The organism is Streptomyces sp. NPDC008001 (genome assembly GCF_042958085.1).
GTDB lineage: Bacteria > Actinomycetota > Actinomycetes > Streptomycetales > Streptomycetaceae > Streptomyces.
Genome location: NZ_JBIBIZ010000015.1, coordinates 1 through 24,679 on the forward strand (window position 1 = coordinate 1; position 24,679 = coordinate 24,679).

Below are 24,679 nucleotides of genomic sequence, written 5' to 3' on the forward strand. Positions count from 1 at the left end.
GAGATCCTCGTCGAGGGCGTCCTGGACTGGCTCGCCGAGCGCGGCTACGCCGACGTCGAGACGGTCACCGCCGCCCAGGAGAGCATCACGTTCTCCCTCCCCAAGGAACTCCGCCGCGACCTCCGCGCGGAGGCCGCCGCTGACGGACGACGGCACGGCCAGGCGGCGACTGGTCGGCGCCGAGGCCCGCCGGTACGGCGCCCGTAGTGCCGGCCCGCGAGTACGACGCCTCGGTCCCGGACCGGGCCAAGGACCTGGTGCCCGATGCGGAATCCAGTCCCGGCCCGCTGCCGGCCACGGTGGTGGCCGACGCGGGCGTCGACCTCGACGGCACGCACCACATCCGCCGCAACGCGGCCCGCTCCCTGACGTGCCACGCCCACATCGGCACCGGTGGACCACAAGCAGAGGTATGTGGAACTGCGACGTTCAGGCGAGCAGTTCGAACAGGGGGCCCAGCGCCGGGCATGGCGCCGTGTCGAGCCGGGGCGGCGGCACCGGTGTACGGTGCTCCTCCGGCAGAAGCGGCCGCATCGGATTGGTGCCGCTGGCGTACCGGGTGGTGTAGAGGGCCCAGTCCACGTTGCCACGCAGCATCCAGTCGAGTTCGTCCAGGAGAGTGCGGGTGGCTTCGCCGACCTGAGGCCTGATCTTCTCTCGCAGTCGCAGGAAGAGCTCCATGACGAGATTGACGAGTTCCACCGCCGGGGGCCCGGCCTCGCGCGGTGGAATCCCCAGATCGTGCGCGACGGCGTTGATGAGGTTGTACGCCTCGCCGGGACCGTCATTGGCCCATCCCGCGAAGTCGAGGTGGAGATGGCCCAAAGTGCCGGTGAGGCGATAGAGACCCTGCAGGAGAGGATGTTGTCGTTCGCTCTCCGGAATGGTCAGCCGATTGCAGACCTCCTCCATGGTCGCGAAGGCTCCCGTGTACTTCGCGCCGCTCAGAAGCCGTCGAATGTACTCGTCCGCCCCGCAGTGTTCCGCGCGGACCGCGTAGCCGATCTCAGTCGCCGTCTCGCGCAGCCCACGCTCGAGGCCCTTCATCACTCCACGGACGGCCGCCGGTGGCGCATGCTCCTCACCGTAGCGGCGCAGCGCCCAGATGTAAGCGGTCAGCGGGTGCAGGCGGTCAGGATCGGGGATGTCGAGAGGGGTGAGGAGAGCGTGCCGTTGCTGCGGCGCGACCTCGGCGTACCGCTGCTGCCGGTCCTGTACGGTCCCCCGGTCGTAGAGGTCGTCGGAGAGCAGGGTCCATGATGATACGGCGCTGAACCAGACGCGCAGATGCCGGGGAACGCGTGGGTTGAGGCACGTGTTCGCTGAATAGGCACATGAGTCGAGGATGTCGTGATCCCGTGCGCCGACATACCCGGTGTAGGGCCGAGCCCATTCCCGAGTGCCTTCGACGACGTCCTCGTAATCGTGGGAGTAGTCGAGTGGGGGCAGCGGGAAGTACAGGCGCAGCTCGTCGGAGGGCTGGTGGTCACGCATCCGCAGAGGTTCCGTAGCCGACATGTCGTCTTCCTTTTCGTGCGGGGTGCTGTTGCCGGCCCTTGCCGGTGGTGAGGTGTCCACGGGTCTTTCGCGCGTACACCGAGCCGGCGTGGTCGTTCGGCTCGGACGTACCGGTTTGGCCCGCGGCTCCCCTGTGTCCGCGGTCGTGTGACCCTCGACGCCCACGCCTGGACCGCCTGCACGGGCCGAACCGTGGCCGTCTTCGGTGGAGGCCGGTGCTGGTCAGGGTGTTTTCTCTGCCTAGGTGTCACTGACCGGTGGTGCTGTGGTCGGCCGTGCGGAAGCGCGGGGGCGGGCGAGGGCGCGCAGTGCGTAGATGCTCGGGAGGATGGGGAAGTCGATGAGGATGAAGCGGGGCGAGTAGGTGTCGGGGGGTGCGGTGAAACCGCCGTCGGGGTTTTGGGCGTTGAGCAGGTAGGTAACCGCACGGGCGGCTGCCGGATGGTCCGGGCGGGTCCTGGAGAGGGTGCAGAGTGCGAAGGCGGTGCTGGTGGGATCGCTGGGTTCCCCAGGCTGCCGGCCCCAGCCTCCGTCGGAGTTTTGGCGGCTACCGAGGAAATCGGTGCTGCGGCGGACGGCGTGGCGTGCCGCCTGCTCCGTAGGCGGCTGTAGACGGCCGTAGGTGATGGCGCTCTGCATGCCGAGGCACGCGCGCAGGGTGACGTTGGCGTCGCTGGCACTCCAGTTGAGGGAGAAGCCACCGTCGGCGTGCTGCTGGTCGATGATGAACCGCACAGCGCGCTCTACTTGAGCGGTGTGGATCGGCTGGGTGGACAGGATGGTGGCGGTCTCACCGGTGATGGAGGTTTCCGAAGGGTTGCCGTGCTGATAGTTGGGGACGCCGCCGTCGGAGTTCTGCATGCGGCACAGGTAGGGGTAGCCGCGCCGTAGGTGCTCGGTGTAGCGGGGGTGGGGGGCGGATTGCAGCGCCTCCATGACGAACGACGTGGTCTCGACATCCGTCTGCGTGGTGGCCGCGTTGTAGACCCAGCCTCCGGTGGCGTCCTGGCGGGCGGCCAGCCAGTCGGTCATGCGGTCGAGGAGGGCCGGGTCGGCGCCGGCCTCGGCCAGTGCCGTGGCGGCGAGGGCGGTGATGGTGACGTTCATGTCGGAGCAGAGGCTGAATCCGCCGTCGGGTCGTTGGGCGGCCAGGAGCGCGGCGAGCCCGTTCAGGGTCTGCTGTTGGTAGGCGGGGAACCTCTGGAGCGCGGTCAGGGCCATCAGGTGGACCAGTATGTTGCCTTCCCAGATCCGGTCCGGCCGCAACAGGGAGGCCAGCAGCCCCAGATCGTCGTGCCGGATCCATTCACCCTGTTTTCCAAGAGCGCGGGCGAGGATCACCTTGCACGCCGTCATCTCCACCTGTTTCCAGACCTGAAGGTCACCTGCGTCGAAGATATCCGGCGGCGTCGGAGTCACCTCGTCGATCGCTCCGACCGCGTAGAGCACCGCCTCCAGCAGTACGCGCTTGCGGCCGGCGGTGAAGTGATCGATGTCTTTGGTGATCTCCCGGGCCAGACCGGATCCGTTCGGCACGGGGAGGCCCAGCGCCGCTGTGGCCAAGACGGCGTCAAGCCGGGACGCGGCGGATGCACGTGCCTTCTCCAAGTACGCGCGCAGCGGTTGCCGGACGTCAGGCCCGATCCCGGGTGCGTCGAGGAGGGGCAGGGCGAGCGCCGATTCCAGGACCCGGCTTTCACAGGGCGAGTCGACGCCACCGTCAGGATCGACCCATCCGGTCAGATGCTCGATGAGGCGCTGCCGACAGGCGCGGAGCCGCCGGATTTCCTCCTCGGACCTCACCGCGCCCATGACCGGTCGCCCTCACAGAGAACTCGCTCCGTTCGGCGGGCCGTTCCAGGGTGCCCTGGAGCAGGTGCTCCACGGACGAAGAGATCAGGTTTCACAGAACGCTCCTCTCGTGCTGCCACGTGTGGTGCCGTACTGCTCTCGACTTCCCGGGCAACGCGAAGATTCGGTGCTCTTCGGCTGCCGTGACCGCTTGTACGTCGTCGTGGCGCGTGGTCGGCCACATCGTGGGCAATGGGCCGGAGGTGACGGGCCGATCGTGTGCCGCACACGGCAGCCCCGATACCTGTGAATTCGCTGGACCAGTAAGGTCATGTGCGATCGGCCGACACAGCGACGAGTGCCGGCTCGGTGAGGCGGGCCGCATTGGAGGAGTGCGGGCGACCGATGACAACACCTCGCTGGCCTCGCCCCCGAGTTGCCTGACGGCGATCCCTCCGCTCCAGTAGCCCGCCCGAGGCGCATACCTTCACCACACGAACAGCGGCGCATGTCCAGGCCGGTGCTGAAGGCCCCCCTCCGGCAGGACCCGCGCAGGGCCTTCGGGACCGCCTTGGGTATCAGGGGCCCCGGCGCATGCGTCGCATTGTCCGGTACGGACTCCGCATGAAGGTTCTCTCCGCCGTGATGCATATCGTTGGTCGCCAGTGGGCCCATGGGGCAGGGCGCCGTGAGGGCATGCACCCGGCCGATCCCTCACCGTTGACCAGTTCCCATGCATGCTGCCGGGTCCGCGAGTGGTCCCTACGGGGCGTGGGGGTGTCCACCGTTTCAATATGCCCTGCTCTCAGCGGACGATATGCGGGCAACCGAGCGCACTCACCACTGGTAGGGAGGCGCGGCGGTGCCTCCGTGGACGCCGTTGTGCCCCGCCCGACGACTGGCGCGGCGGCGCGCACCACCCGGACCGAAGTCGACCGTCCGCGCCGGAGCGTCGGCACGTCCGCGAGCGTGGCATCGTCAGGTGCTCGTACGCGTCGGTCAGGAGTCGGAACCCATGCCATGTGCACGGTCTCGAACCGGAAGCCGGTATCGGCACCTATGGCGTCGAAGAGCACACCCGGTACGGCAGGCACGCTCACGGCAGCGGTGAATCGGGGCGTCGCGCGCCAAGGGCGGGGGTAGGTCGCTCTCGGCCATGACGGGGCGTCAACGTGTGCGGAAATCGGCGCCAAAGGGACTCGGCGGCGACGCTCACGGACCGTCCGAGTTCCCGGTCTCGTCGTGCGCGTACGGCGAGGACAAGGGGCTTCTACCCGGCTTCGTCGTAGTGCTTGCTGTACCGGGGAAGGTTCCTCGCCCAGGGTTCGCAGTTGGCCATCCACTCCTGCAGCCGGTCGAGGAACGACTCGAGGTCAGGATGGCACCCGACTCCCAGGTGGGGCAGGCGGGCCCGCAGATCGACGAAGGCGTCGGCGTCGGCCCGGATGATCTCCGCGGCGGTATCGACGGCGTTCTGGAGGGTGCAGCCGAGTTCGGCCCGGATGACCGTGACGATGTTGGACACGGTGCCTTCGTGGAGATCCTTCGACACGGTCACGATGTCCGTGTACCTCGCAATGTAGTCCGCGGCGATTCCCTGGAGGGTCACCTCGCCCTCGGCAACGACCGCATCACCGCACACCACCTTGCAAACGAGACCGGCCGCTCCGCAGAAGACATCGTCGACGACGTCACCTCCGGGCGCCTCGTCGGCCTCATCGGCAAACACGAGACCTTCCTCCCCCTGTGGTAACTCCCCGACGGCCACGTGACAAAGCCCCCTACGACGTGATCACCGCCGTCCTCACGACCTTCCGCACCCGCCTGGGCAAAGACTTCTCACCCGAACTCGTCGTCCTCTGGGCAGCCACTCCACAACCCGAGCTCAACGGCTGGGAGCCACGAGCAGTACTGCGCGAAGGCAAAGACTGGGACGCCATCGAGTAGTCCGCACACGTCACCGCAGCGGCACTAGCACAATGACCAGCCCAACCCCCCACCCCCCCCAACCCCACGACCTCCCGCCCGAGCGTCCCCTCTTCCGCCTCTACCGCCGCACGCTGAACAACGGAAGGGCAGGAAACCCCCTGTGGTTCTGCCCCGGGGAAACCAACCCCGCCGAATCCTGCCGCTTCGACCTTCACCGCGCAGTCCCCGGCCGCGCAGACCCAGGCACCTGCTACACCGCCGAGGAAGCCACCACAGCATTCCTGGAGGCCTTCAAGAACGCCTGCGGCGTCGGCGTCCCCGACCAAGCCGAGATCGGCAAAAACGCCTCGCAAACCTCACCGTGAAGACCTCCCGGCGGCTCGTTGACCTCAACGAGCCGGCCAACAACGGCCGTATGAGCATCACCGGCGCACTGATCGAAGAAACGACCAAGGGGTACCCCCTCAGCCACGAGTTCGCCCGCCAGGCCTACACAGCACACTTCAAAGGCGTGCGCTGGAAATCCCTGCGCGACCCAGGCCAAGGACGCAACTGCGCCCTCTTCTCAGATACCAGCGGACCCGACCCCGAGCGGATCTTCAACCCGCCAAAGACCCAGGACATCCCGGACGGCCTGGTCAAAGCCGTAGAAGCCATAATCCAACGCTCCCAGCTCCGCCCGGCCAATGAGTACCCCCTCTAACCCTGGAAGGAATCTACCGCCGCACACGGGGCAGCGCACGGCAATCGCATCGGGACCATTGAAGATCACGTAGAAGCCGATGGCCACGCCATCGACGTAACGACGGCGCTCGCGCCGCGCCCGGGCTGCGCAGGCCGGACCACAGTAGACCGCGTCCGATCCGGGCGGCCGCCCGGATCGACTCCCGGCAGAATCGGCATCGCCGCACTCGTGGGACCATACCTTGAGCGTGCGCCGCTGCCGCCCGTGGGCAGGCGGCCGCGGCGCACGCTCATCCGCCGGACATCGCCGTCGGCGGCCGCCGGGCTGCACCGCGACGTCCGCCCCGCCCGGGGGAGGTCAGGCGGCGACTCTCATTGTCCGTCCGTCGGGCGCGGTGATGCTGGTGAGTCGCTGCTGCCCGTTGATGATCTTGACGGGCTCGGTTGTGCAGGAATGCCCCCTGTCTTCCTACCCTCTGCGTGGCGCACGAGGCATAGCTCGTCTTCATCTGAATTTCACATGTCCACGCAATTGCTCTGCATGGTGGTAAATGCGGATAGATATCACTTGCGCTGGGTAGCTGAATTGCAGTCAAGTGCTGTTGGAGGGGTGGGCATGAAAGCCTTGCGTATTGCCGTCCTCGCGCTCATTGTGTTTCTGGCTGGAATCAGCCTCGCTACGGCTCAGGATGGCCGAGCGCGCCCAACGTCAGGCAAGTCAGCCGCCGTCCAAGCGCCGGTGTTCCATTACGTGTTCGGCCCGAGCGTCAGGATCGGAGCAGGACAGGAAGCGGGCGAAGACGTTCCTTGCCCCGCTGGAGAGGTACCCACCGGTGGTGGCATGGGCAGCGCCGTCACAGGCAACGTCAACCCCGATTACATGTACGCCACCGGCAGGGACTGGATCGTGCGCGCGAAAAACTGGGGCAGTACGGCGGAGGACATGGCCCCCTTCGTCATCTGCACGGCGGGTACGTCCGTGGGTCCCTTTCCGACGGAAGGTCTGAAGCTGCCAAAGGCGTCCCACTAGGCGAATAGGGCGTCGGCGAAGCGCATCGCGGACACGATTTGCCGTTCAGTGGGGATACCTGCCACCGCGTGCAGGTGAATCGTCCGCTCGCTCGCCCCGGCCGCCGCGGCGGCCGGGTTGGCGGTTTTCGACTCGGCGATCAGGGCCCACTGCGCGGGCGTGAAAACCGGCTCCGGCGTTCCCAGCCCAAAACACCTCGGAGTATCTGGGACCACTTGGCGGGGTCCATGCCGCCGAGGCCGGGCACGCCGCCCGTAGGTCGGCATGCGAGATCAACACCCTGCTCAACCGCGCCACGCGGGTGCGGCACCGGGGTGAGGCGTCCATGAAGCAGCTGGCGCAGGCCCTGACACTGGCGGACCGGTGGATCGCCGATCCCTCGCAGCTCCCACAGACGGGGACCGCCCTTCGTCCTGTGCTGTCCGAGGAGGAGCTCGAGGCGCTGCACGGCAAGGAACTGAACCAGGTGTTCAGCCAGTGGGTTGGGCCGCTCGCCTCGGCCACCGGCGAACGGATCCCGCTGCTGCAGCTCTGGCTCAACGACGTGATGGGCGTGGAGACGCGCAGTGAGGCGGGCGACGAGCAGTTGCGTGAAGGGATCTTGCACGCTCAGGCGTGGGTGCAGGCCCCGGTGTCCTACCGCGAGCATCTGCGCGCCGCCCAGGCGGAGGTGGAGCCGGGAGGCATGCCCGAGCCGATGCGCATCCGGCCGGCCCGGGCGGAGTCGACCTGCAACCTGTGCACCAGGCCGGTGGGAGAAGGCGATATGGTCGGCCGGCTCCACGCGCCGGCCGGGCGCCGGTTCGCCCGGATGGGCTGGCTGTGCACGCACTGCCTGTACGACCGCCGGGCCAAGCCCCGCCGCCTGGACGTGCTCCTGCGCATCTTCCACCAGACCTTCTCCGGTGACGGAGTACGGCTGAACGCTGCCGAGGCGGAAGCATTTCTGCGCTGGCTGCTCGAGGCCCTGCCCCCGGCGGAGGCCGGTCAGGAAGCGGCACAGGAAGCGATCACGGTGCTCGGGCATGGCATCGACACCCAGGAGATCTCACTCCTGCTGCGCTATGAGCCCGTCCAGGCCGTCGTCCGCACCCTGCGCCAGGCCGCCATCCCGGAAGCTGTGGACCCACCGAACGCCGTGCTCAACGCCGTAGCCCAGCACCTGGCGGAATGGCGCGACAACCCCCAGCGCCTGGACCCCGCCCACTACCCCAGCCGCAAAGCGTGGCGGCGCGCGATCCTCGAGCAGACCACCCAGCCCACCGTGCTCTCCCAACGCGGCGGCCCCTTCCCCGTGTAGCCCGCTGCAGACGCGCGGTATCCCCGAGGCGCCCTCATCGTTGTCCCGGCCACGAGCATCCTCCCGCCGTTGACATTCGAAGACCAGCTCAGCGAGTACTCAGGCCACCTGCACGCCACCCTGCCCGCAGCAGCAGCCGCACTGATCGAGATGGAGCTGCGCCACATCCATGAGGACTGTCCTGAGCTGAGCTTCCTCGACGCCGTGGACTACGTGCAGACCGTCGTTCAGAACGCTCGCCGATAACGCGCCAGCGACGACACCATGCGCAACAATGCCTGCTCGTCGGCTTCGGCGACGGTGCAGGACGCCATACCCAGCTCCACGACTGTGAGCACCAGGCTCTGAGTTCAGCGGGGGAAGAGCTCCCTCATCAGGGGGTCCTGCATGTGCGGGATCGTCAAGTCCGACCTGACCGCTTTGCGACTCCAGGTAGGCAACCTCGACCAGAAGGTCGGCGACCTGGACGGGAAGGTCGGCGACCTGGACGGGAAGGTCGGCAAGCTCGATCAGAAGGTCGACGCTTTGTCGGAGAAGATCGACCGTAACCAGGCGAAGATCGTCGAGTTGCTGAGTGCTCTGGTCGGCAAGTCTCCGGACGCCAGCTGATCATTCTGAGATGGGCTCGGACCTCCGTGACGGGGTCCGGGCCCTTTCTCGTACCCATGTGAGATCACGGACGGATCTGGCTGGTGCGGATGCGGCGACTTGCCCGCCCCGGCCCGCACCTGCTTTGGCAGGCCTCTCAGCGAAGGAGCCTGTCGGCCAGTGCGTGAGCTGCAGCAGGAGGGCTGGAACCGCTGACCGCCTGAAGATCGCCGCGGTGTGCGGTGCGTCAGTCCGGCGGGTTGCTGCCCGGGACGGCGTCCGGCATGTTCGTGCTTCCCTCGAAGCGGTCGGCAGAGACCTGCGGGATGCCGGCGACCGGCTGGTCCGGCCGCGCCGGCGGCGCCTCGGCCGAGCTGTGACGGGCCACACGGTCTGGCCTACGGCGATGAGGCAGGCGACGAGGGGGCGCCCAGGACGGCGGTGGCGGTCGCGGCCCACCACATCGACGGATGAACGAACGGGAGAGCAACCGCCGCCCCGGAGGCAAGGAGCAGCGCGGTAAGCAGGCCGGCGGTGGTGATCCGTAGTTCTCCCGAGCGACTCGCCAGTGAGGCCTCCTTCGCGGCCTTATGCGGCACCAGCCCGGTCGAGGCGTCCTCCGGGAAGACACAGCGGCGCCGATTGAACCGCGGGGGCGATCGTCAGGCAAACGCCGCCCTCTACCGCATCGTCCTCAGCCGACTGCGCTGGGACGACCGCACCCGCGACTACCTGCAACGACGTCTGAGCGAGGGCAAGACACGCCGGGAGATCATCCGCTGCCTCAAACGCTACGTCGCACGAGAGATCTACCGACTCATCGTCCCGGCAGACCCTCCAGCTGGCCAGACCGGAGCCGCTGGATCCCTCAGTTGACATCCATAGGGGCATCAAGTTGGCCGTGCGCTTCGAGGTGACAGTGTTGGTCGCAGCCATCAACGAGTGGCTTTGACCAGCACTTTCGCGGCCGGCTCTAGAGGTGAAATGTGGTGGTTGCCTCCAGAGCCGCCCGGCCGGTCGTGACCCGGTTTACCGGCGCGTTCTCGTCGGCGTAGCCGAAAGAGACGCCCACGAGCAGCTTCCCCTCATCCACTCCGAGCTGGTCGCGGACGGTGTCGGCGTAGAAGCTGAGCAGGCCCTGCGGGCAACTGGCCAGGCCGTAGGCGCTCATGGCCAGCAGCAGCGTCTGCAGGTAGGCGCCGGCGTCGGCGGCCAGTCGCGGCCCGCCGTCGCCGGTGACGAACAGGAACGCGGCATGGGGTGCCCCGTAGAAGCCCAGGCTCTCCGTGTCGTAGGCGGCGCGGGCCGTGTGGTCCTCGGGGCCGATGCCCAACGCTCCGTACAGATCGGCACCGAAGGCGGCCCGCCTTTCCCGGTGGACGGGGGCGTACATGTCCTCGGAGTACGGGTAGTCGGCCGTGACGCGTCGCTCGGCGTGAGCCGTTCGCAGGGCGTCGGCCAGACGGCTTCGCCGTGCGCCGCCGACCACCTCGACCCGCCACGGCTGCGCGTTGGAGTTGGACGGCGCGGCGCCTGCCAGGGAGAAGACCCTGCGCAGAGTGTCCTGGGGTACCGGGTCGGGATGGAAGGCGCGGGTCGCGTGGCGCCCGCGGATCAGCTGCTCGGCGTACTCCCGCGTTTGCGTCCCGTCGGTCCGCGTTCCGCCGGTGGGCGCGTCGCTCGTGCGCGTCCGGGTGACGACCGGTCCGCTCATGGAACTCTCCTTAGGTTCAGCGAAGTAAACGGAACCGTTTACCTGGAATCGCACTATAGCCTGCCTCCCCCTCCCAAGTAAACGAGAACGTATACTTACGTCATGACCACGGTGACGACGGCGTCTCGACGGCAGGGCCGCGGAGGACGGGAGCGCATCCTGGCCGCCGCAGCCGGACTGTTCGCAGCTCAGGGGATCAACGCGACCGGCATGGAGCAGATCGCGGAGCGGGCGCCGGTGTCCAAGCGCACCCTCTACGCACACTTCAGGACCAAGGACGAGCTGGTCCTCGCCCACCTCAAGGACCTCGCCGAGACGGGGCGCACGCTGGAGGGCGCGCTAGCACGCAAGGACATCCCCCCCAGGGAGCGAATCCTCATGCTGTTCGACCCGCCCCCGGCCGGCACGGATCCGGTGCGCGGATGCCCGTTCATCGACGCCGCCGTGGAGTTCCCTGACCCGCAGAACGCGGTCCACTCCTACGCCCGCGAACGGAAACTGCTGATGGTGCGGCTGGTGGCCGACCTGGTAGCCGAACTGGGCTGCCGCGAGCCCTCCGTCCTCGCCGAGCAGCTCGTGACCCTCGCGGACGGCGCCGCCAGCCGCGCAATGGTGCTGGGCGACTCGAACTACGGCCGGCACGCGCGAACAGCGGCGGAGATCCTCCTGGACAACGGGCTGCCGACCACGATCTGACCGGCCCCTCCGGCGCTCCATCCCGGTCAGCCGGCGGCGGAAAGGCGCAGCTCGAACGGCGAGCCGCCGGAGCGGGGCGGCCAGCTGCTCGACCGCACGGCCCGGATTCCCGCGGTGACCTTGCGCGGCAGGACGAGCTCGGCTGACGCCGGGTCCGGTTCCATGACGGCCGGTCGACCGGTCTCCACGACGGAACACTGGTTCGGACTCGGAACCGTATGCCGTCGGTCAACTGCCGCCGAGGCCGGACGGGTGGCCGCCGGCCTTCGTGCCCTTCGGCAACAACGGATCCAGCACCGCTCGCTGTTCGTCCGTGAGATCTCCCCGACCCATGAACCGAGATCATTCACAGCTCAAGATCCACTTTCGGTACACGCCTAGTACCCGCACCGACTCGAACAGCGGCAGCCCCACCGTCCGGACCGTCACCGCGCCCCGGACCGGCGGCCTGTCCCCGTGCGCCGATCCTGCGTCGTCCGATCTTCCCCGCGCTCCAGTCGTCCCACACCTCATCCGGTGCGGGGCTCTGGCGCATGCCGGGCCGTCGGCGCAGAGCGGCCTTGAAACATTTGGTGATCCAGTGAGACAGAGGCTTCCCAGGCACGTCACAGGCGATGGGGTACGACAGTCCGGCCACGATCGATCCGCACCCGAGTGGCGACCGATCGCCAGGCAAGCAGCGACACTCGCTGAACGACGATAGACCTGATTGACTAGCCCCATCCCCTCCACACACCAGCAAGGCCCAGCGCTCCCCTGTGAGCGGTGCCGACGCAGGCCGCGGCACGCTCCTGCACTGGACACCCCGGCTTCCCTCACAGCACCGACACCTCTCACGTGGCCCCGAGGCTGGTGACGCGGTGACCTACGACTCGCAGCCGGAAGACGTCTGTCCCGTGCCAGCGAACCCTGAGCGTGTGCCACCGAAGGCTGATCAACGCCTGGCCAGGCGGTCCGCCCACTTCAGAAGCGGCGGACACGACCGGCGAATATCAACCAGTCGTCCGAAGTCCCATCATCGACCTCTTGCCACAGGGGGTGATCAACACGCTGGGCGTCCTCTGCCCCAACGATGTACGCGAATCGAGGAGTGGACGTGGCTGAGCGTCAGGCCGGCACTGTGAAGTGGTTCAGCGATGCGAAGGGGTTCGGCTTCATCACCCCAGAAAGCGGCGGTCCCGACCTCTTCGTGCACCTCAGGGCGATCCAGGGCGTCGGCTTCCAGAGCCTCCGGGAAGGTCAGAAGGTGGCCTTCGTCGCGGTGAATGATGCGAAGGCAGGCGGACGACGTCATCGCGGAGGGGTGAGCCCGTCGGACCGGCGCCGTCGCACGGCATGACCGCGGCCCGGAGCCCATTCGGCTCCGGGCCGCCGCGAGGGTAGGCGTATGGCAGATCCGCTCAAACTGTGCTGGCACACGCTCAAGGTCCGCTGGCACAGGACAACGTCACCGGGATTTCCAACACGCACTGAGCAGCACCAGGACCACGATGAGCGTGCAGGTCAGCGCCAGGGCGCCGCAGCGCAGGGCCAGGTGCAGTCCGTCGATGAAGGAGTCCTGTGCCCAGAGCGTCGCTTGTGACGCCTCGCCACCCGCGTGGTGCCCACCGAATTTCTGTGCCGGGCCGTCGGCGACCACGGCTCGCACCAGGCGATCCGCCGCGTCCTGGGGCAGGCCCGCGTCCGTGGCGCGGTCGAGGAGGGTGACGCGCATCCGGGCGGTCAGCACGGCGCCGAGTACGGCCACGCCGACGACACCGCCCACCTCCCGCAGGGTGTCGACGACCGCCGAGGCCGTACCGGCACGATCGGCCGGTGCGCGCTCGACCAGCGTGATGACGGCCGGGACGAACAGCAGCCCGATCCCGGTCCCCAGCACGGGCAGCAGCCACCCGTAGCTCGCGTAGGCGGCATGCCGGCCGTAGCAGCTGAGACCCAGCAGGGCGAGGGCGTCGAGCCCCAGGCCCAGCACGAGGGGGGTGCGGACACCGCGGCGGATGGTGAGCGCCGCGGCGGCCGGCGAGGTGAGCACGATGAACGCCGAGGCCGACAAGAACACCGCACCGGCACCGGCCGCCGACCAGGCGAGGACGTCCTGCAGGAAGAGGCTCAGGAAGAAGGTTCCGCCGAACAGCCCCACGCTGGAGGAGAAGCAGGACACCGCGACGGCCCGCGACGCCCCGTCGTGGAAGAGCGAGGGGTCCAGCAGGGGCCGGGACACGCGCGCCTCCACGACCGCGAACGCGCACAGCGCCACCGCCGCCACCGCGAGGGCAGCCGTCACACATGGTGCGCTCCAGCCGTCGACGGGCCCCTGTACCAGGCCGTACACGAGGCTGCCGAGCCCGGTGACGGCCAGGACCTGTCCGGCGGGGTCCCACCGCACGGGGGCGGCGGGCGGGCGCGGCAGCACTCGCAGGGCGACCAGCAGCGCCGCCGCTCCGACGGGAAGGTTGATCCACATCACGCTGCGCCAGCCCAGGGCCTCGGTCAGGGGGCCGCCGACCGCGGGGCCGAGAGCGATGCCGAGCCCGCCGGCCGCGCCGCGCACGCCCAGTGCCCGGGCCCGTGCGGTGGCGTCGGGGTGGGCGTGGCGCAGCAGGGCGGCGCCGGCCGGCAGGAGCACGGCGGCGCCCAGCCCCTGGACGGCCCGCCCGGCCACCAGCGGGGCCTGGGCGGTCGCCACGGAGCTGAGGGCGGAGCCTGCCATGAAGCCGAGGAGGCCGGCGAGGAAGGCCCGCCGCTGCCCCAGCAGGTCACCTAGGCTCCCGGCGGACAGCAGGGTCGCGGCGAGGACGAGGGTGTAGGCCGCCATCGCCCACTGCAGTCCGCTGATGCCCAGGCCCAGTTCCTCGCCGAGGGCGGGCAGCGCGTTGGTGACGGCCAGGTTGTCGAGCATGGCCATGAACACGGCGGTGGACACCACCGCCAGGACGAGCCGGGGGTGCCGTGCGGGTCCGGGGTCCGCCGTCACGAATTCCCACCGGTCGGCCGGGGCCGGTCGTCCGGGCACCGGTGGAGGTCCGCCAGGCCGAGGTAGGCCTGGGCGGCCGCGGCGACGAGGTCGAGGTCGGCGCGGGTGGCGGTGCGCACCACGACACCCGTGGGACCGGCCGCCACGGACCGGGCGGGGACGTGCCGGTTCTCCGGGATGACGGTACCGGCCGTCAGGACGCAGCCGGAGCCGATGCGGCTGCCGTTGAGCACGATGGCGCCCATGCCGATCAGGACGTCGTCCTCCACGGTGCAGCCGTGGAGGACGGCGTTGTGGCCGACGGTGACGCGCGCGCCGAGCCGTACCGGGAAACCGGGGTCGGCGTGGAGGACGGCGCCGTCCTGCACGTTGGCCTGCTCGCCGATGTCGATGCGGTCGAAGTCGGCGCGCAGGACCGCGTGGTACCAGACGCTCGCCCGGGGCCCGAGGCGGACCGCTCCGATCAGGACGGCCGCGGGTGCCACGAAAGCAGTGGAGTGGATCTCCGGGGCACTTCCGGCCAGTTCGCGGACGAGCGGTGCATGGTTCGCGGTCGTGCGCTCCTGCATACGGCCCCTCCAGGACATCCCGGCCCCGCCCCGATCGCTTCCGCGCTCCCGCCCATGAGCGGCTGCCCGCCACAGCCGGGAAAGATGCACCCTGTAGCCCGCGTGGGGGGTCGTTCGAACTCCCGCCTCCCTCTTGGGCACTGACGAGAACGCACCTATATTGAGGGGAAATCTCCAGGTGTCCGCCCGGCCTCCGCGGTCCCGCCCGTCCGTGCCGCCGCAGCAGACCGCCGAGGAGAGCTCCATGCCGACGACCTCCCCGAACCCGCCCGCCGCCACCCCTCCGGGCGACGCCATCGCCGTCGTGGGCGCGGCTTGCCGGCTGCCCGCGGGCATCGACACCCTGGACGCCCTGTGGTCGGTCCTCGCGGAGGGGCGCGACGTCACCGGACCGGTGCCGCCCGACCGCTTCGACGTGAGCAGGTGGCTCGATCCCGACCCTCGGCGGCCGGGAAAGACTTATACCGCCACAGGTGGATTCCTCACGGGCATCCAGGAATTCGACGCGGCGTACTTCGGCATGTCGCCGCGCGAGGCCGCACGGCTGGACCCCCTGCAGCGCATGCTCCTGGAGATGGCCGTGGAGACCGTCGACGACGCCGGGTGCCCGGCCGCCCGGCTCGCCGGCTCGGACACCGCCGTGTACGTCGGCGTCTCCAGCCAGGGCTTCTCGTACCTCCAGGGGCTCGACCCCGTCACGGTCGACGCCCACACCATGACCGGCGGCGCCGCCGCCAACACCGCCAACCGGGTCTCGCACGCCCTGGACCTGCGCGGGCCCAGCCTGGCCGTGGACACCGCGTGCTCCTCGGCACTGGTGGCCGTGCACCATGCCTGCGAGGCACTGCGGCAGGGCCGCTGCGGCGCGGCACTGGCGGGAGGCGCCCACCTCCTGCTCAGCCCCATGGAGTTCGTGGGGTTCGCCAAGGCGTCGATGCTCTCCCCGACCGGCCGCTGCCGCCCCTTCTCCGCCGACGCCGACGGATACGTGCGCGCGGAGGGCGGCGGTCTGGTCCTGCTCAAGCCGCTGGCCCGTGCGCTGGAGGACGGCGACCGCATCCGGGCCGTGATCCTGGGCAGTGGCGTCAACACCGACGGGCGCACCCCGGGCCTGACCCAGCCGAGTGCCGCGGCCCAGGAGGCACTGCTGCGCGAGGTGTACGCGGCTGCGGGCGTGCGCCCCGAAGAGGTCGTCTACGTGGAGATGCACGGCACGGGCACGCCCGTGGGCGACCCCGCCGAGTGCCGGGCGGTGGGCCGGGCCCTCGGCGCGGGGCGCCCGCCCGGCAGGCCCCTGCCGGTGGGCTCGGTCAAGGCCCAGCTGGGCCATCTGGAGCCGGCTTCGGGCATGGCGGGCTTGCTCAAGGCACTGATGATGCTGCGGCACCGGCAGGTGCCGGCGAGCCTGTACGCGCGTCCGCTCACCCCGGCCGTCGACTTCGAGGGTCTGCGCCTGGCCCCGGCCGTGGAGCCCGGCCCGCTGCGGGTCCCGGTCGGCGGACGGGCCGTGATCGGCGTCAACTCCTTCGGATTCGGCGGTGCCAACGCCCACGTCGTCCTCGCCGGCCCGCCGCCGCAGGACCCGGGCCCCTCGCCCGCACCGGAGAACGCCGTGCGACGGCCCGTGCTGGTGTCCGCCCGTACCCCCGAGGCGACGGCGGAGGCGGCCCGGCGCATGGCCACGCGCCTCCGGCAGTGCCCACCGGAGGAGTTCTACGACCTGGCCCACACCTCCTTCCTGCGGCGCGGGCGGCACGAGCACCGCGCTGTGGTCCTGGCCGCCGGGCCGGACGAGGCCGCTGCGCGGTTCGACGCGCTCGCCCGGGGGGAGCACGAGGCGAACGGTGCCGTCGCGGAAGGAGCCGACGGCGCGGGCGTCGCCCTGGCCTTCTCCGGGAACGGCGCGCAGTGGGCGGGCATGGGGCGGGACCTGCTGGAAGAGGAGCCGGCCTTCCGCTCAGGGGTCGCGGACGCCGACGAGGCCCTGCGGCCGCTGCTCGGCTGGTCCGTGCTGGAGGAGCTGACCGCGGCCGCCGGCGACCGCCGCCCGGACACCACCGACGCCGCGCAGCCCCTGCTCTTCGCCATGCAGGTGGGCCTGGTGGCCGTACTGCGCGCCCACGGCGTCCGGCCGGCGGGCACGGTGGGACACAGCGCGGGCGAGATGGCCGCAGCCTGGGCGGCCGGGGCCCTCGGCCTGGACGCCGCAGCCCAGGTGGTCGTCGCCCGCTCGCGGGCCCAGGCTGCCACGGCGGGCGAATGGGCCATGGCCGCCGTCGGGGCGGACGCCGAACAGGTCGAGCGGTGGCTGGCGCCGTACGGCGACCGGCTGGAGATCGCCGGCGTCAACAGCGCACGGGACGTGACCGTCAGCGGTGACCGCGCGGCCGTCGCCGACCTGGGGGACCGACTGCGCCGCGAGGACGTCTTCTTCCGCGACCTGGGCCTGGACTACGCCTTCCACAGCCGCGCCATGGACCCCCTGCGCACGGACCTGCTCGCTGCCCTGGCCGGGCTGAAGCCCCGCCGGGCGCGGCTGCGGTACGCCTCCGCCACCACCGGAACGCTGCTGACCGGTAGCGAACTGGACGCCGGATACTGGTGGCGCAACCTGCGGCAGCCGGTGCTGTTCGGTGCCGCGGCGGCCCAACTGCGGGAAGCGGGCTGCCCGGTGTTCGTGGAGGTCGGCCCGCACCCGGTGCTCTCCGGATATCTGCGCCGTGCGGGCGGGCAGGGGTCGCCCGGGGTCACCGTGGTGCCGATGATGCGCCGGGACGTCCCGGGCCCGGCGGGCGTGCGCGCCTGCCTCGCCCACCTGCTGGCCGTGGGAGCCCCCGCCGACCACGGCGCGTTCTTCCCCCGCCGCGGCCGCGTGGTGGACCTGCCCGGCTACCCGTGGCAGCGCGAACGGCACTGGAACGGCGACCCCGCGCTGTGGCAGCGGCGCTGCGGCGACGGGACGATCGACCACCCGCTGCTCGGCGAGCGGGCGGCGGTCGCCGAACCCACCTGGCACGGCCCCTTCGAGCCGGGCCGGGTGCCCTGGCTCGCCGGCCACAACGTCGGCGGCGCCGTCGTGATGCCCGCCGCAGGGCTCGTGGAAATGGCCCTCGCGGCGGGGCGGCGGGTGCACGGGGGGCCCGTGGAGATCACCGGCCTGAGCATCCCCCAGGCCCTCGTCCTGCCCTTCGACGCCGATGACGAACGCCGCCTGGAGCTACAGACGTCACTGTCGCGCGAGGACGGCATCGTGCAGATCGCCTCCCGCACCGGCAGCGACGGGGACTGGCAGCAGCACGCCCGCGGCCGCGTGAGACGGCTGTACGCGCCCTTGCCGGGGATCATCGACGTGGAGAGCGTCGCCGGCACGCTGCCCCGGCGCAAGAGCCCCGAGGAGCAGTACGCGAGCGCCGAACACCGCGGCCTGCACTACGGTCCCGCATTCCGCACGATGGACGACCTCCGCTTCGACGACGCCCGCGTGCTGATGCGCTACACCGGCCGGACCGACACCTCCGGCCACGAAGCGCACCCCACCCTGCTGGACGGCGCGTTGCAGGCGGCCACGCCCGTCGTCGAGGAGCGCGTGCCCGGTTCGGCCCGGTACCTGCCGGTGGCCGCCGAGCGGATCCGCTCCTGGCGGCGCGTTCCCTCCACCGGCCACGTCCTCGTGGAGGTACGTGCCGTCTCCGGGCACGAAGTGCTGCTCGACGCGACGGTGGTGGCCGCCGGCGGGCTGGTCTGCCTCACCGTGGAGGGATGCCGGCTGCGGAGGTTCGACGAGGGCGGCCGCGCGGCCGGCCCGTACGTCACCACGGTGATGCGGGCGGCACCCCGCGCGGGGCAGGCACCGCCGACGGGCGCAAGTATCCCGTCGCCCGGGGATATCGCGAGGCGGTGCGAGGACGAGCTGCGGCGGGCCGCCGCCGCGTGGCACAACAGCGACGGGCCGGCGGCCTGTACGGTGGCCCGCGAACTGACGGCGCACTTCACCGCGGACTCCGTCCGGGAGCTGCTGCACGGCGCCGGGCACGGCCGGCGCCCCTTCACCGTCGGCGACCTCGTCCGAGCGGGAGTGCCGGCGCAGTACACCCGCCTGTTCGGTGTCCTGCTCCCCAACGCGCACGTCCACGGCCTGGCCGAGCCGGTGCCGGACGCACCGGGCAGCGCATGGCGTCTGGTGGGCACGGCACGCCCGGAGGAGTGCTTCCGGCACCTGATCTCCGAACACCCCGGGCTGACCGTGGACCTGGCGCTCATGGGCCGGAGCGGAAAGCGGCTGACGGCCGTCCTGCGCGGCGACCGCGACCCGGTGGAACTGATCTTCTCCGAGGCCAACCGGCATCTGCTGGAGGAGCTGTACACGGACGGGGGCGGGATGACGTTCCCCAACCGCTCGGCACGGGCCGCCGTGCGCGCCCTGGTGCACGGGTGGCCCGAGGACAGGCCCCTGCGTGTCCTCGAAGTCGGTGCCGGGACCGGGGGCACGACCGCTTTCCTGCTGCCGGAACTGCCGCCCGAGCGCACGCGGTACGTGTACACCGACGTATCGGCGGCATTCTTCCCCCGCGTCCAAAAGCGTTTCAGTGCACACGACTTCATCGACCATCGCACGCTCGACCTCGACCGCGACCCGGTGGAGCAGGGATTCGAGGAAGGTGGCCACGACCTGGTGGTGGCGGGCAACGCGCTGCACACCGCCCGCGACCTCCGCACCGCGCTCGGCCACGTCCGCCGACTGCTGGCCGACGACGGCCTGCTGCTGGCCGTGGAAGCACACGGCGCGGCCGACTTGGCGCTGTTCTTCGGCCTCCTGCCCGGCTTCTGGAACCAGCGGGACACGGGGCTGCGACCGAACGGGCCGCTGCTGTCACTCGACGGCTGGCGGAGGCTGCTGGACGAGGAGGGTTTCCGGGAGACCAGCCGGCTGATCCCGCCGGACGGACCGGCCGAGGACGAGATCTCCACCTTGCTGGCCCGGCGAAGCCCTCGCTCCGCCCCCGTGAGGCCGCCCGCCCCGGCACCGGACAATCCGGAGCACGGCTGGATCGTCGTCGCGGAACCGTCGCGCGAGTCACTGGCGACCGCCCTGGCCGAGCGGCTCGCGCCGGGCGGTGGACCGCGCGTCCGTCGCGTACCGCCGACGAGCGACGAGAAGTGCTGGGAGACGTTCCTGGCCGGGCAGCCGCGCTCCACCACCGTCGTCATCCTGCTGGGGGAAGACCCGGAGCCCGGGACCGCGCACGAAGGGCTGCTGGACACGGATCGGGCCCTGGAGCACGCGGCACTCCTGCGCGCCGTGACACTGGCCGCACGGCGCCGAACGGAGCAAGCGGAAGGGACACGGGTGGGGCTTTGGCTCGTCACACCGCCGTCCGGCATCCTCCCCGCCCCCGAGCGTCCGCTGCACCCCACGGCGGCGTGCGCCTGGGGCGTGGCCCGCAGCCTCGGCAACGAGCACCCCGACCTGACGGTCCGGCGGATCTCCCTCGACGCCACCGAAGCCGAGGCCGAGGCCGAAGCCGGACGGCTGGCCGCCGAACTGACGGGCCCCGGGCCGGAGGACGAGATCCTGCTGACCCGATCAGGTCGCTTCGTGCCCCGGGTCCGGCCGGAGACGGACCTCTCCCGGCCGTTGCGGCCCGACGGCGCGACGTCCTACGCACTGCGTCTGCGCGAACCGGGACGCTCCTACCGGCTCGCCTGGTCGCCGGCGCCCGTCCCGGAGGCCGGGCCGGACGAACTGGTGATCGCCGTGCACGCCGCCGCCCTCAACTACAGGGACGTGCTCCAGGCCCTCGGTGCGGTTCCCCTCGACGAGCAGCAGCTCGACGACGGCGGCCGGGAGTTCGCCATGGGCCTGGAGTGCGCGGGCACGGTCGTCGCCACCGGTCCCCGCGTCACGGGCTTCGCGCCCGGCGACCGGGTCATGGCCTTCGGCACCGAGACGCTGCGCTCCCACGCCGCGGTCCCCGCGGCCTTGGCGGCCCGGCTCCCCGACGGCATGGACTTCTGCCGGGCGGCCACGCTCCCGGTGGTGTTCCTCACCGTCCACCACGCCCTGCACCACCTGGCCCGGCCCGTTCCCGGCGGGACCGTCCTGGTGCACGGCGCCGCGGGCGGCGTGGGGCTGGCGGCCCTGCAATACGCGGAACGTGCAGGCATCCAGGTCGTCGCCACGGCCGGCACTCCGACCAAACGCGACCTGCTGCGGCTGCTCGGCGTACGGCATGTGCTCGACTCCCGGTCACCGGCCTTCGCCGAGCGCGTCATGGAGGTGACGGGCGGCCAGGGCGTGGACGTGGTCCTCAATTCGCTGTCCGGCGAGGCGATGGCACGCGGTCTGGAGGTCCTGCGCCCGGGCGGGCGCTTCGTGGAGCTCGGCAAACGGGATCTGTACGCCGACGGAAGGCTGCCGCTGCGGCCGTTCCTGCGCAACGTCACGTTCAGCGCCGTCGATCTCGCGGCTCTGGTGCGGACCGCCCCACGGACGGTGGCGGCACGGTTCGCGGAGGTGGCCGAACGGGTGCGGGACGGCGTCTACGTGCCCCTGCCGCACCACGTGTATCCGGCCGCCCGGGTCGCCGACGCCTTCGAGGCGCTGCAGCACTCCCGGCACGTGGGCAAGGTGGTGATGTCGCTCGCGGAGCCGCCCGTGCTCCGGGACGTACCGCGGCCGTACGCACCGGACCCGCACGGCACGTACCTGATCTCCGGTGGGCTCACCGGCTTCGGCGCGGCCACCGCGCGCCGGCTCGCCGACCGCGGCGCCCGGCACCTGGCCCTGGTCGGCCGTCGCGGCGCCGGTACGCCGGAGGGCCCGGCGCTCCTGGAGGATCTGCGGGCGCGGGGGGTGTCCGTCACCGTGCACGCGGCGGACGTCGCCGACGCGGCGGCCATGGAGGCGGTGCTCGAGGCCATGGACGCGGCGGGGCATCCGCTGCGCGGGGTGCTGCACGCCGCCATGACCCTCGACGACGCGCCGCTCAGGGAGCTGACCACCGGCCGGGTGCGGCAGGTGCTGGTGCCCAAGGCCGGTGGTGCGGACGTCCTGGACCGCCTCACGCGCGGTCGTGACCTGGAATTGTTCGTCCTGTACTCGTCCGTCGCCTCCTTGCTGGGGAGCGTGCACCAGGCCAACTACAACGGCGCCAATGCGTTCCTGGAGGCCCTGGCACGCCGGCGCCGGCAGACCGGCCTGCCGGGCCTCGCGGTGGCGTGGGGGGCCGTGGCCGAGGTCGGCTACGTCGCCCGGCAGGGCATCGGCGACTTCACGCGCAGGCTGGGCCTCGACCCGATGCCGCCCGGTGACGCGCTGGACGCCCTGGAGGCGTTGTCGGCGCGCGGCGACGACGTGACCGTCGTCGCCCGGATCGACTGGGACACCACCCGGCACGCCCTCCCGACGCTCGGCGCAGCCCGCTTCGGCGCCGTGCACCGCACCGTGGAGGACTCCGGCGGGGCGGGGCGGGCCGCGCTGCTGGAGGCGCTGGCGGCGGCGTCGCCGGACGAGGCCCGGGCCCGGGTGACGGAGATCCTCACCGGCCTCCTCTGCCGGGTCCTGCAGACCACCCCCGACCGGGTGCCCGCCGACCGGCGCCTGGACCAGCTGGGACTGGACTCGCTCATGGGAGCCGAACTGCTGACGGCAGTCAACCAGCGGCTGGGCTGTTCCCTGCCGGTCGTCGAGATCCTCGACAGCAGCACGGTCGGCGACCTGGCCGTGCGCTGCCTGCGGCGGCTCCGGCAGCCGGGCCGGTGACGGGCCGGCTGCCGCCGGGCGCCCCGGGCAGCGCTGCCGGTCAGTCCTCGTCCCCGGGCCGCTCGGTCAGCACCACAGGCAGCCGTTCGACCCCCCGCATCAGCACCAGCGACCGGTGGCGGACCGGCTCGCCGGTGAGGACCGGGCGGCACTGGGCGAGGGCCGTCAGCAGGGCCTCGGCCTGGACGCGCACCAGACGGGCGCCGAGGCAGAAGTGCTCGCCCCAACCGAAGGAAAGGTGCTGCGGGGGACGGGTGACGTCGAGCCGGTGCGGGTCGGGGAACACCTCGGGGTCGCGGTTGGCCGCGCCGGGCAGGACGCCCACCACCGTGCCGGCGGGCACCCGCCGCCCCCCGATGTCCGCGTCCTGCAAGGCGATCCGGGTGATGAGATGGATGACGGGGTCGAAGCGCATGACCTCTTCGACCACCGCGGGCCCGCACGAGGGGTCCGCCCGGAGGCGCGCAAGCTCCCTGGGATGGCGCAGCAGGGCGTACAGCCCGTTCGTCACCTGGTGGACCGTGGGTTCGTAACCCGCGACGACCAGTTGGCCGAGCGCGGTCACGATCTGCCGGTCGGTCAGGACCGTGCCGTCGGGACCCGGCGACAGAAGGGCGCTCACCAGGTCGTCCCTGGGTGCCCCGCGACGTTCTGCGACCAGGGCACCCAGGTAGCGGGCGAAGTCCAGTCGCGCGGCGGTCAGTCGGGCGGTGGCCTCCTCGTCACGCAGGCCGTCCGGGACGAACCCGAGGCTCAGCGCGGGCAGGGCCCCGTACCAGCGTGGCCGGTCCTCCAACGGGACCCCGACCAGGGCGCAGATGAGTTCCAGGGCCAGCGGCACGGCGAGGTCGGCCAACACGTCCGTCTCGCCCTTTGCCGCCGCGGCGCGCACCAGGGCGGCCGTGCGGTGCCGCACGGCGGGACGCAGCCGTTCCACCGCGTGGGCGCTGAACGGGCCGGAGACACGGGTGCGGCGACGACGGTGCTCGGGCGGGTCGACCAGGAGGAACGACGCCGACTCCAGCGCGCCGCCGCCCAGCCCGAAGCGCGGGTCGCCGAGGACCGCCAGGCCCTCGTGATATCCGGTGACGACGAGGACGCCGTCGGGCAACCGCGCCACCGGTCCAGCGGCACGCAGGGTCTCGTAGAAGGGATACGGGTCGGTGCGGAACGCCTCGCCGCGCACGTCGAACGGCAGGTGCTCCCAGAAGCCGGCGGTCACGGAGATGCTGCGGGGGCGCGGTTCGCTGGTCATCATCGGGAGCATCCCCGCTGGGCCCGCCGCCAATCCGGCGCACCGCGCGCCCAGTGCGAAGCCCGGCCCCTCGATGCCGAGCACCAGGCCGGACACGAGCGCCAGGAGGCCGAGATGGCACCGGAGGCACGGGCACGGCGGAAGGGCGGCGGAAGGGCGGCGGCCGGCTCTCCCGCTTCCACACCTGACCCGGCAAGCCCCGGCCCAGTGCGGCCTCCTGGCCCGGAGTCGGAGGCGGCCGGGCCTGCAGGCCCGGCCTCCGTCTGACGGTTACGAACCGTCGTTGCTTCAGAGGCTGAGGCTGACGAGGCGCTGGAACCAGCCAGGCAGCCGCCGCTCCAGCAATTGCGTTCGGAAAAGTGCGTCAGGCACTCATGCAGCAGTTGGACGAGGCCTACGACGTGACCTTGGAGGTTTATTACATCGACGGCGCGGAGGTCGGATAGCGCCCTTACGCTGCGGCCATACGCACCAACAGCACACTCCCCACAACCGACCCCGGGCCGTCTGGCTTGGGCCTTCGCCGTGCGGCACTACATCCTGGTGTCCGGGGGGCGACCCGCCGCGGTTGGCCGCCGCCCACCGCAGGTTCCACTTCATGACAGACCCTCCGTGTCCACGCTCAGTCGTTGTGCGGCCCGAGCCGCTCTGACATCGGTTTGATGGTGGGCTCTTCAATTGGGGAGCCCACCACCAGACCCGGGTGAGTCCGGCACCGGCGCCGCGTGTGACGCCGACAGCAACCCAGGTCGGGGCTGCGGTCGGAGCCCCCTGTGCTGCGACCGCAGCCCTCACCATGACCGGTCCAGCCACCCTCAGTGACGCAAGGCGAATGTGGCTCGTTGCACCGGCCGTGATCACGCGTACAA

19 protein-coding genes and 2 pseudogenes are annotated in these 24,679 nt (G+C 71.1%); 12 read left to right on the plus strand and 9 right to left on the minus strand.

The genetic code is table 11. The features are described 5' to 3' along the window. Positions 1–207, plus strand: a pseudogene (locus ACFZCD_RS31855) (4-hydroxy-3-methylbut-2-enyl diphosphate reductase); the annotation flags it as partial. Positions 208–429: 222 nt separating this feature from the next. Here the strand turns inward: ACFZCD_RS31855 and ACFZCD_RS31860 are convergent. The 3 genes from ACFZCD_RS31860 to ACFZCD_RS31870 all read right to left on the minus strand — a co-directional run bounded on the left by ACFZCD_RS31860 (position 430) and on the right by ACFZCD_RS31870 (position 5,077). After that, on the minus strand, positions 430–1,494 hold the full coding sequence (locus tag ACFZCD_RS31860; protein WP_391836540.1) for a hypothetical protein: 1,065 nt from the start codon (positions 1,492–1,494) through the stop codon (positions 430–432). A gap of 264 nt (positions 1,495–1,758) precedes the next feature. Further along, positions 1,759–3,330, minus strand: a complete 1,572-nt coding sequence (locus ACFZCD_RS31865; protein ID WP_391836541.1) for a prenyltransferase/squalene oxidase repeat-containing protein — start codon at positions 3,328–3,330, stop codon at positions 1,759–1,761. A 1,249-nt stretch (positions 3,331–4,579) separates the two neighbouring features. Beyond that, entirely contained in the window at positions 4,580–5,077 is a 498-nt protein-coding gene (locus ACFZCD_RS31870; protein ID WP_391836542.1) for a hypothetical protein, read from the minus strand. Between the two features lie 20 nt (positions 5,078–5,097). On the opposite strand from ACFZCD_RS31870, the gene ACFZCD_RS31875 reads away from it, so the two are divergent. The 7 genes from ACFZCD_RS31875 (at position 5,098) to ACFZCD_RS31905 (ending at position 8,861) form a co-directional block, all read left to right on the plus strand. After that, on the plus strand, positions 5,098–5,256 hold the full coding sequence (locus ACFZCD_RS31875; RefSeq protein ID WP_391836543.1) for a hypothetical protein: 159 nt from the start codon (positions 5,098–5,100) through the stop codon (positions 5,254–5,256). A 32-nt stretch (positions 5,257–5,288) separates the two neighbouring features. Next, positions 5,289–5,603, plus strand: a complete 315-nt coding sequence (locus ACFZCD_RS31880; RefSeq protein WP_391836544.1) for a hypothetical protein — start codon at positions 5,289–5,291, stop codon at positions 5,601–5,603. Beyond that, a complete protein-coding gene (locus ACFZCD_RS31885) occupies positions 5,600–5,941 on the plus strand; it encodes an RES family NAD+ phosphorylase (RefSeq protein WP_391836545.1) in 342 nt (113 codons plus the stop codon). Before ACFZCD_RS31880 ends, ACFZCD_RS31885 begins: the two co-directional genes overlap by 4 nt. Positions 5,942–6,442: 501 nt before the next feature. Further along, positions 6,443–6,952 (plus strand): hypothetical protein, encoded by a 510-nt coding sequence (locus ACFZCD_RS31890; RefSeq protein WP_391836546.1) that lies wholly within the window; start codon positions 6,443–6,445, stop codon positions 6,950–6,952. Between the two features lie 325 nt (positions 6,953–7,277). Then, the gene (locus ACFZCD_RS31895; protein ID WP_391836547.1) at positions 7,278–8,252 is read left to right on the plus strand and encodes a hypothetical protein; all 975 of its coding nucleotides are present in this window, start codon (positions 7,278–7,280) and stop codon (positions 8,250–8,252) included. Between the two features lie 69 nt (positions 8,253–8,321). After that, positions 8,322–8,498 (plus strand): hypothetical protein, encoded by a 177-nt coding sequence (locus ACFZCD_RS31900; RefSeq protein ID WP_391836548.1) that lies wholly within the window; start codon positions 8,322–8,324, stop codon positions 8,496–8,498. Between the two features lie 174 nt (positions 8,499–8,672). Then, positions 8,673–8,861 (plus strand): hypothetical protein, encoded by a 189-nt coding sequence (locus tag ACFZCD_RS31905; protein WP_391836549.1) that lies wholly within the window; start codon positions 8,673–8,675, stop codon positions 8,859–8,861. A gap of 226 nt (positions 8,862–9,087) precedes the next feature. Here the strand turns inward: ACFZCD_RS31905 and ACFZCD_RS31910 are convergent, their stop codons facing one another. Next, on the minus strand, positions 9,088–9,228 hold the full coding sequence (locus tag ACFZCD_RS31910; protein ID WP_391836550.1) for a hypothetical protein: 141 nt from the start codon (positions 9,226–9,228) through the stop codon (positions 9,088–9,090). 164 nt (positions 9,229–9,392) lie between these two features. Here ACFZCD_RS31910 and ACFZCD_RS31915 point away from each other — a divergent pair. Further along, positions 9,393–9,716 (plus strand): annotated as a pseudogene (locus ACFZCD_RS31915) (transposase); the annotation flags it as partial. A 97-nt stretch (positions 9,717–9,813) separates the two neighbouring features. On the opposite strand, the gene ACFZCD_RS31920 reads toward ACFZCD_RS31915, so the two are convergent. Then, on the minus strand, positions 9,814–10,554 hold the full coding sequence (locus tag ACFZCD_RS31920) for a nitroreductase (RefSeq protein WP_391836551.1): 741 nt from the start codon (positions 10,552–10,554) through the stop codon (positions 9,814–9,816). Positions 10,555–10,656: 102 nt separating this feature from the next. Here ACFZCD_RS31920 and ACFZCD_RS31925 point away from each other — a divergent pair, with 102 nt between their 5' ends. Continuing rightward, positions 10,657–11,250 carry a TetR/AcrR family transcriptional regulator gene (locus tag ACFZCD_RS31925; protein ID WP_391836552.1) on the plus strand — a complete coding sequence of 198 codons (594 nt, stop codon included), beginning with the start codon at positions 10,657–10,659 and terminating at the stop codon, positions 11,248–11,250. 26 nt (positions 11,251–11,276) lie between these two features. Here ACFZCD_RS31925 and ACFZCD_RS31930 read toward each other — a convergent pair whose 3' ends face one another. Then, positions 11,277–11,438, minus strand: coding sequence for a hypothetical protein (locus ACFZCD_RS31930; protein WP_391836553.1), 162 nt, complete (start codon positions 11,436–11,438; stop codon positions 11,277–11,279). A 908-nt stretch (positions 11,439–12,346) separates the two neighbouring features. On the opposite strand from ACFZCD_RS31930, the gene ACFZCD_RS31935 reads away from it, so the two are divergent. Next, the gene (locus ACFZCD_RS31935) at positions 12,347–12,589 is read left to right on the plus strand and encodes a cold-shock protein (protein WP_391836554.1); all 243 of its coding nucleotides are present in this window, start codon (positions 12,347–12,349) and stop codon (positions 12,587–12,589) included. A gap of 108 nt (positions 12,590–12,697) precedes the next feature. Here ACFZCD_RS31935 and ACFZCD_RS31940 read toward each other — a convergent pair whose 3' ends face one another. After that, positions 12,698–14,263, minus strand: coding sequence for a DHA2 family efflux MFS transporter permease subunit (locus ACFZCD_RS31940; protein WP_391836555.1), 1,566 nt, complete (start codon positions 14,261–14,263; stop codon positions 12,698–12,700). Then, positions 14,221–14,793 (minus strand): gamma carbonic anhydrase family protein, encoded by a 573-nt coding sequence (locus tag ACFZCD_RS31945; protein ID WP_391836556.1) that lies wholly within the window; start codon positions 14,791–14,793, stop codon positions 14,221–14,223. The genes ACFZCD_RS31940 and ACFZCD_RS31945 overlap by 43 nt, the downstream gene beginning before the upstream one ends. Before the next feature lie 244 nt (positions 14,794–15,037). Here ACFZCD_RS31945 and ACFZCD_RS31950 point away from each other — a divergent pair, with 244 nt between their 5' ends. Further along, complete coding sequence (locus ACFZCD_RS31950; protein ID WP_391836557.1) at positions 15,038–22,555, plus strand: SDR family NAD(P)-dependent oxidoreductase; 7,518 nt, start codon at positions 15,038–15,040, stop codon at positions 22,553–22,555. 40 nt (positions 22,556–22,595) lie between these two features. Here ACFZCD_RS31950 and ACFZCD_RS31955 read toward each other — a convergent pair whose 3' ends face one another. Next, a complete protein-coding gene (locus ACFZCD_RS31955; protein WP_391836558.1) occupies positions 22,596–23,810 on the minus strand; it encodes a cytochrome P450 in 1,215 nt (404 codons plus the stop codon). Positions 23,811–24,679 lie beyond the last annotated feature (869 nt).

Excerpts from the sequence above, each read along its gene's own strand:
- ACFZCD_RS31860 (WP_391836540.1), bottom strand. The coding sequence starts at position 1,494 with ATGCGTGACCACCAGCCCTCCGACGAGCTGCGCCTGTACTTCCCGCTG.
- ACFZCD_RS31865 (WP_391836541.1), bottom strand. The coding sequence starts at position 3,330 with ATGGGCGCGGTGAGGTCCGAGGAGGAAATCCGGCGGCTCCGCGCCTGT.
- ACFZCD_RS31880 (WP_391836544.1), top strand. The coding sequence starts at position 5,289 with ATGACCAGCCCAACCCCCCACCCCCCCCAACCCCACGACCTCCCGCCC.
- ACFZCD_RS31890 (WP_391836546.1), top strand. The coding sequence starts at position 6,443 with ATGTCCACGCAATTGCTCTGCATGGTGGTAAATGCGGATAGATATCAC.
- ACFZCD_RS31895 (WP_391836547.1), top strand. The coding sequence starts at position 7,278 with ATGAAGCAGCTGGCGCAGGCCCTGACACTGGCGGACCGGTGGATCGCC.
- ACFZCD_RS31920 (WP_391836551.1), bottom strand. The coding sequence starts at position 10,554 with ATGAGCGGACCGGTCGTCACCCGGACGCGCACGAGCGACGCGCCCACC.
- ACFZCD_RS31925 (WP_391836552.1), top strand. The coding sequence starts at position 10,657 with ATGACCACGGTGACGACGGCGTCTCGACGGCAGGGCCGCGGAGGACGG.
- ACFZCD_RS31945 (WP_391836556.1), bottom strand. The coding sequence starts at position 14,793 with ATGCAGGAGCGCACGACCGCGAACCATGCACCGCTCGTCCGCGAACTG.
- ACFZCD_RS31950 (WP_391836557.1), top strand. The coding sequence starts at position 15,038 with ATGCCGACGACCTCCCCGAACCCGCCCGCCGCCACCCCTCCGGGCGAC.
- ACFZCD_RS31955 (WP_391836558.1), bottom strand. The coding sequence starts at position 23,810 with ATGACCAGCGAACCGCGCCCCCGCAGCATCTCCGTGACCGCCGGCTTC.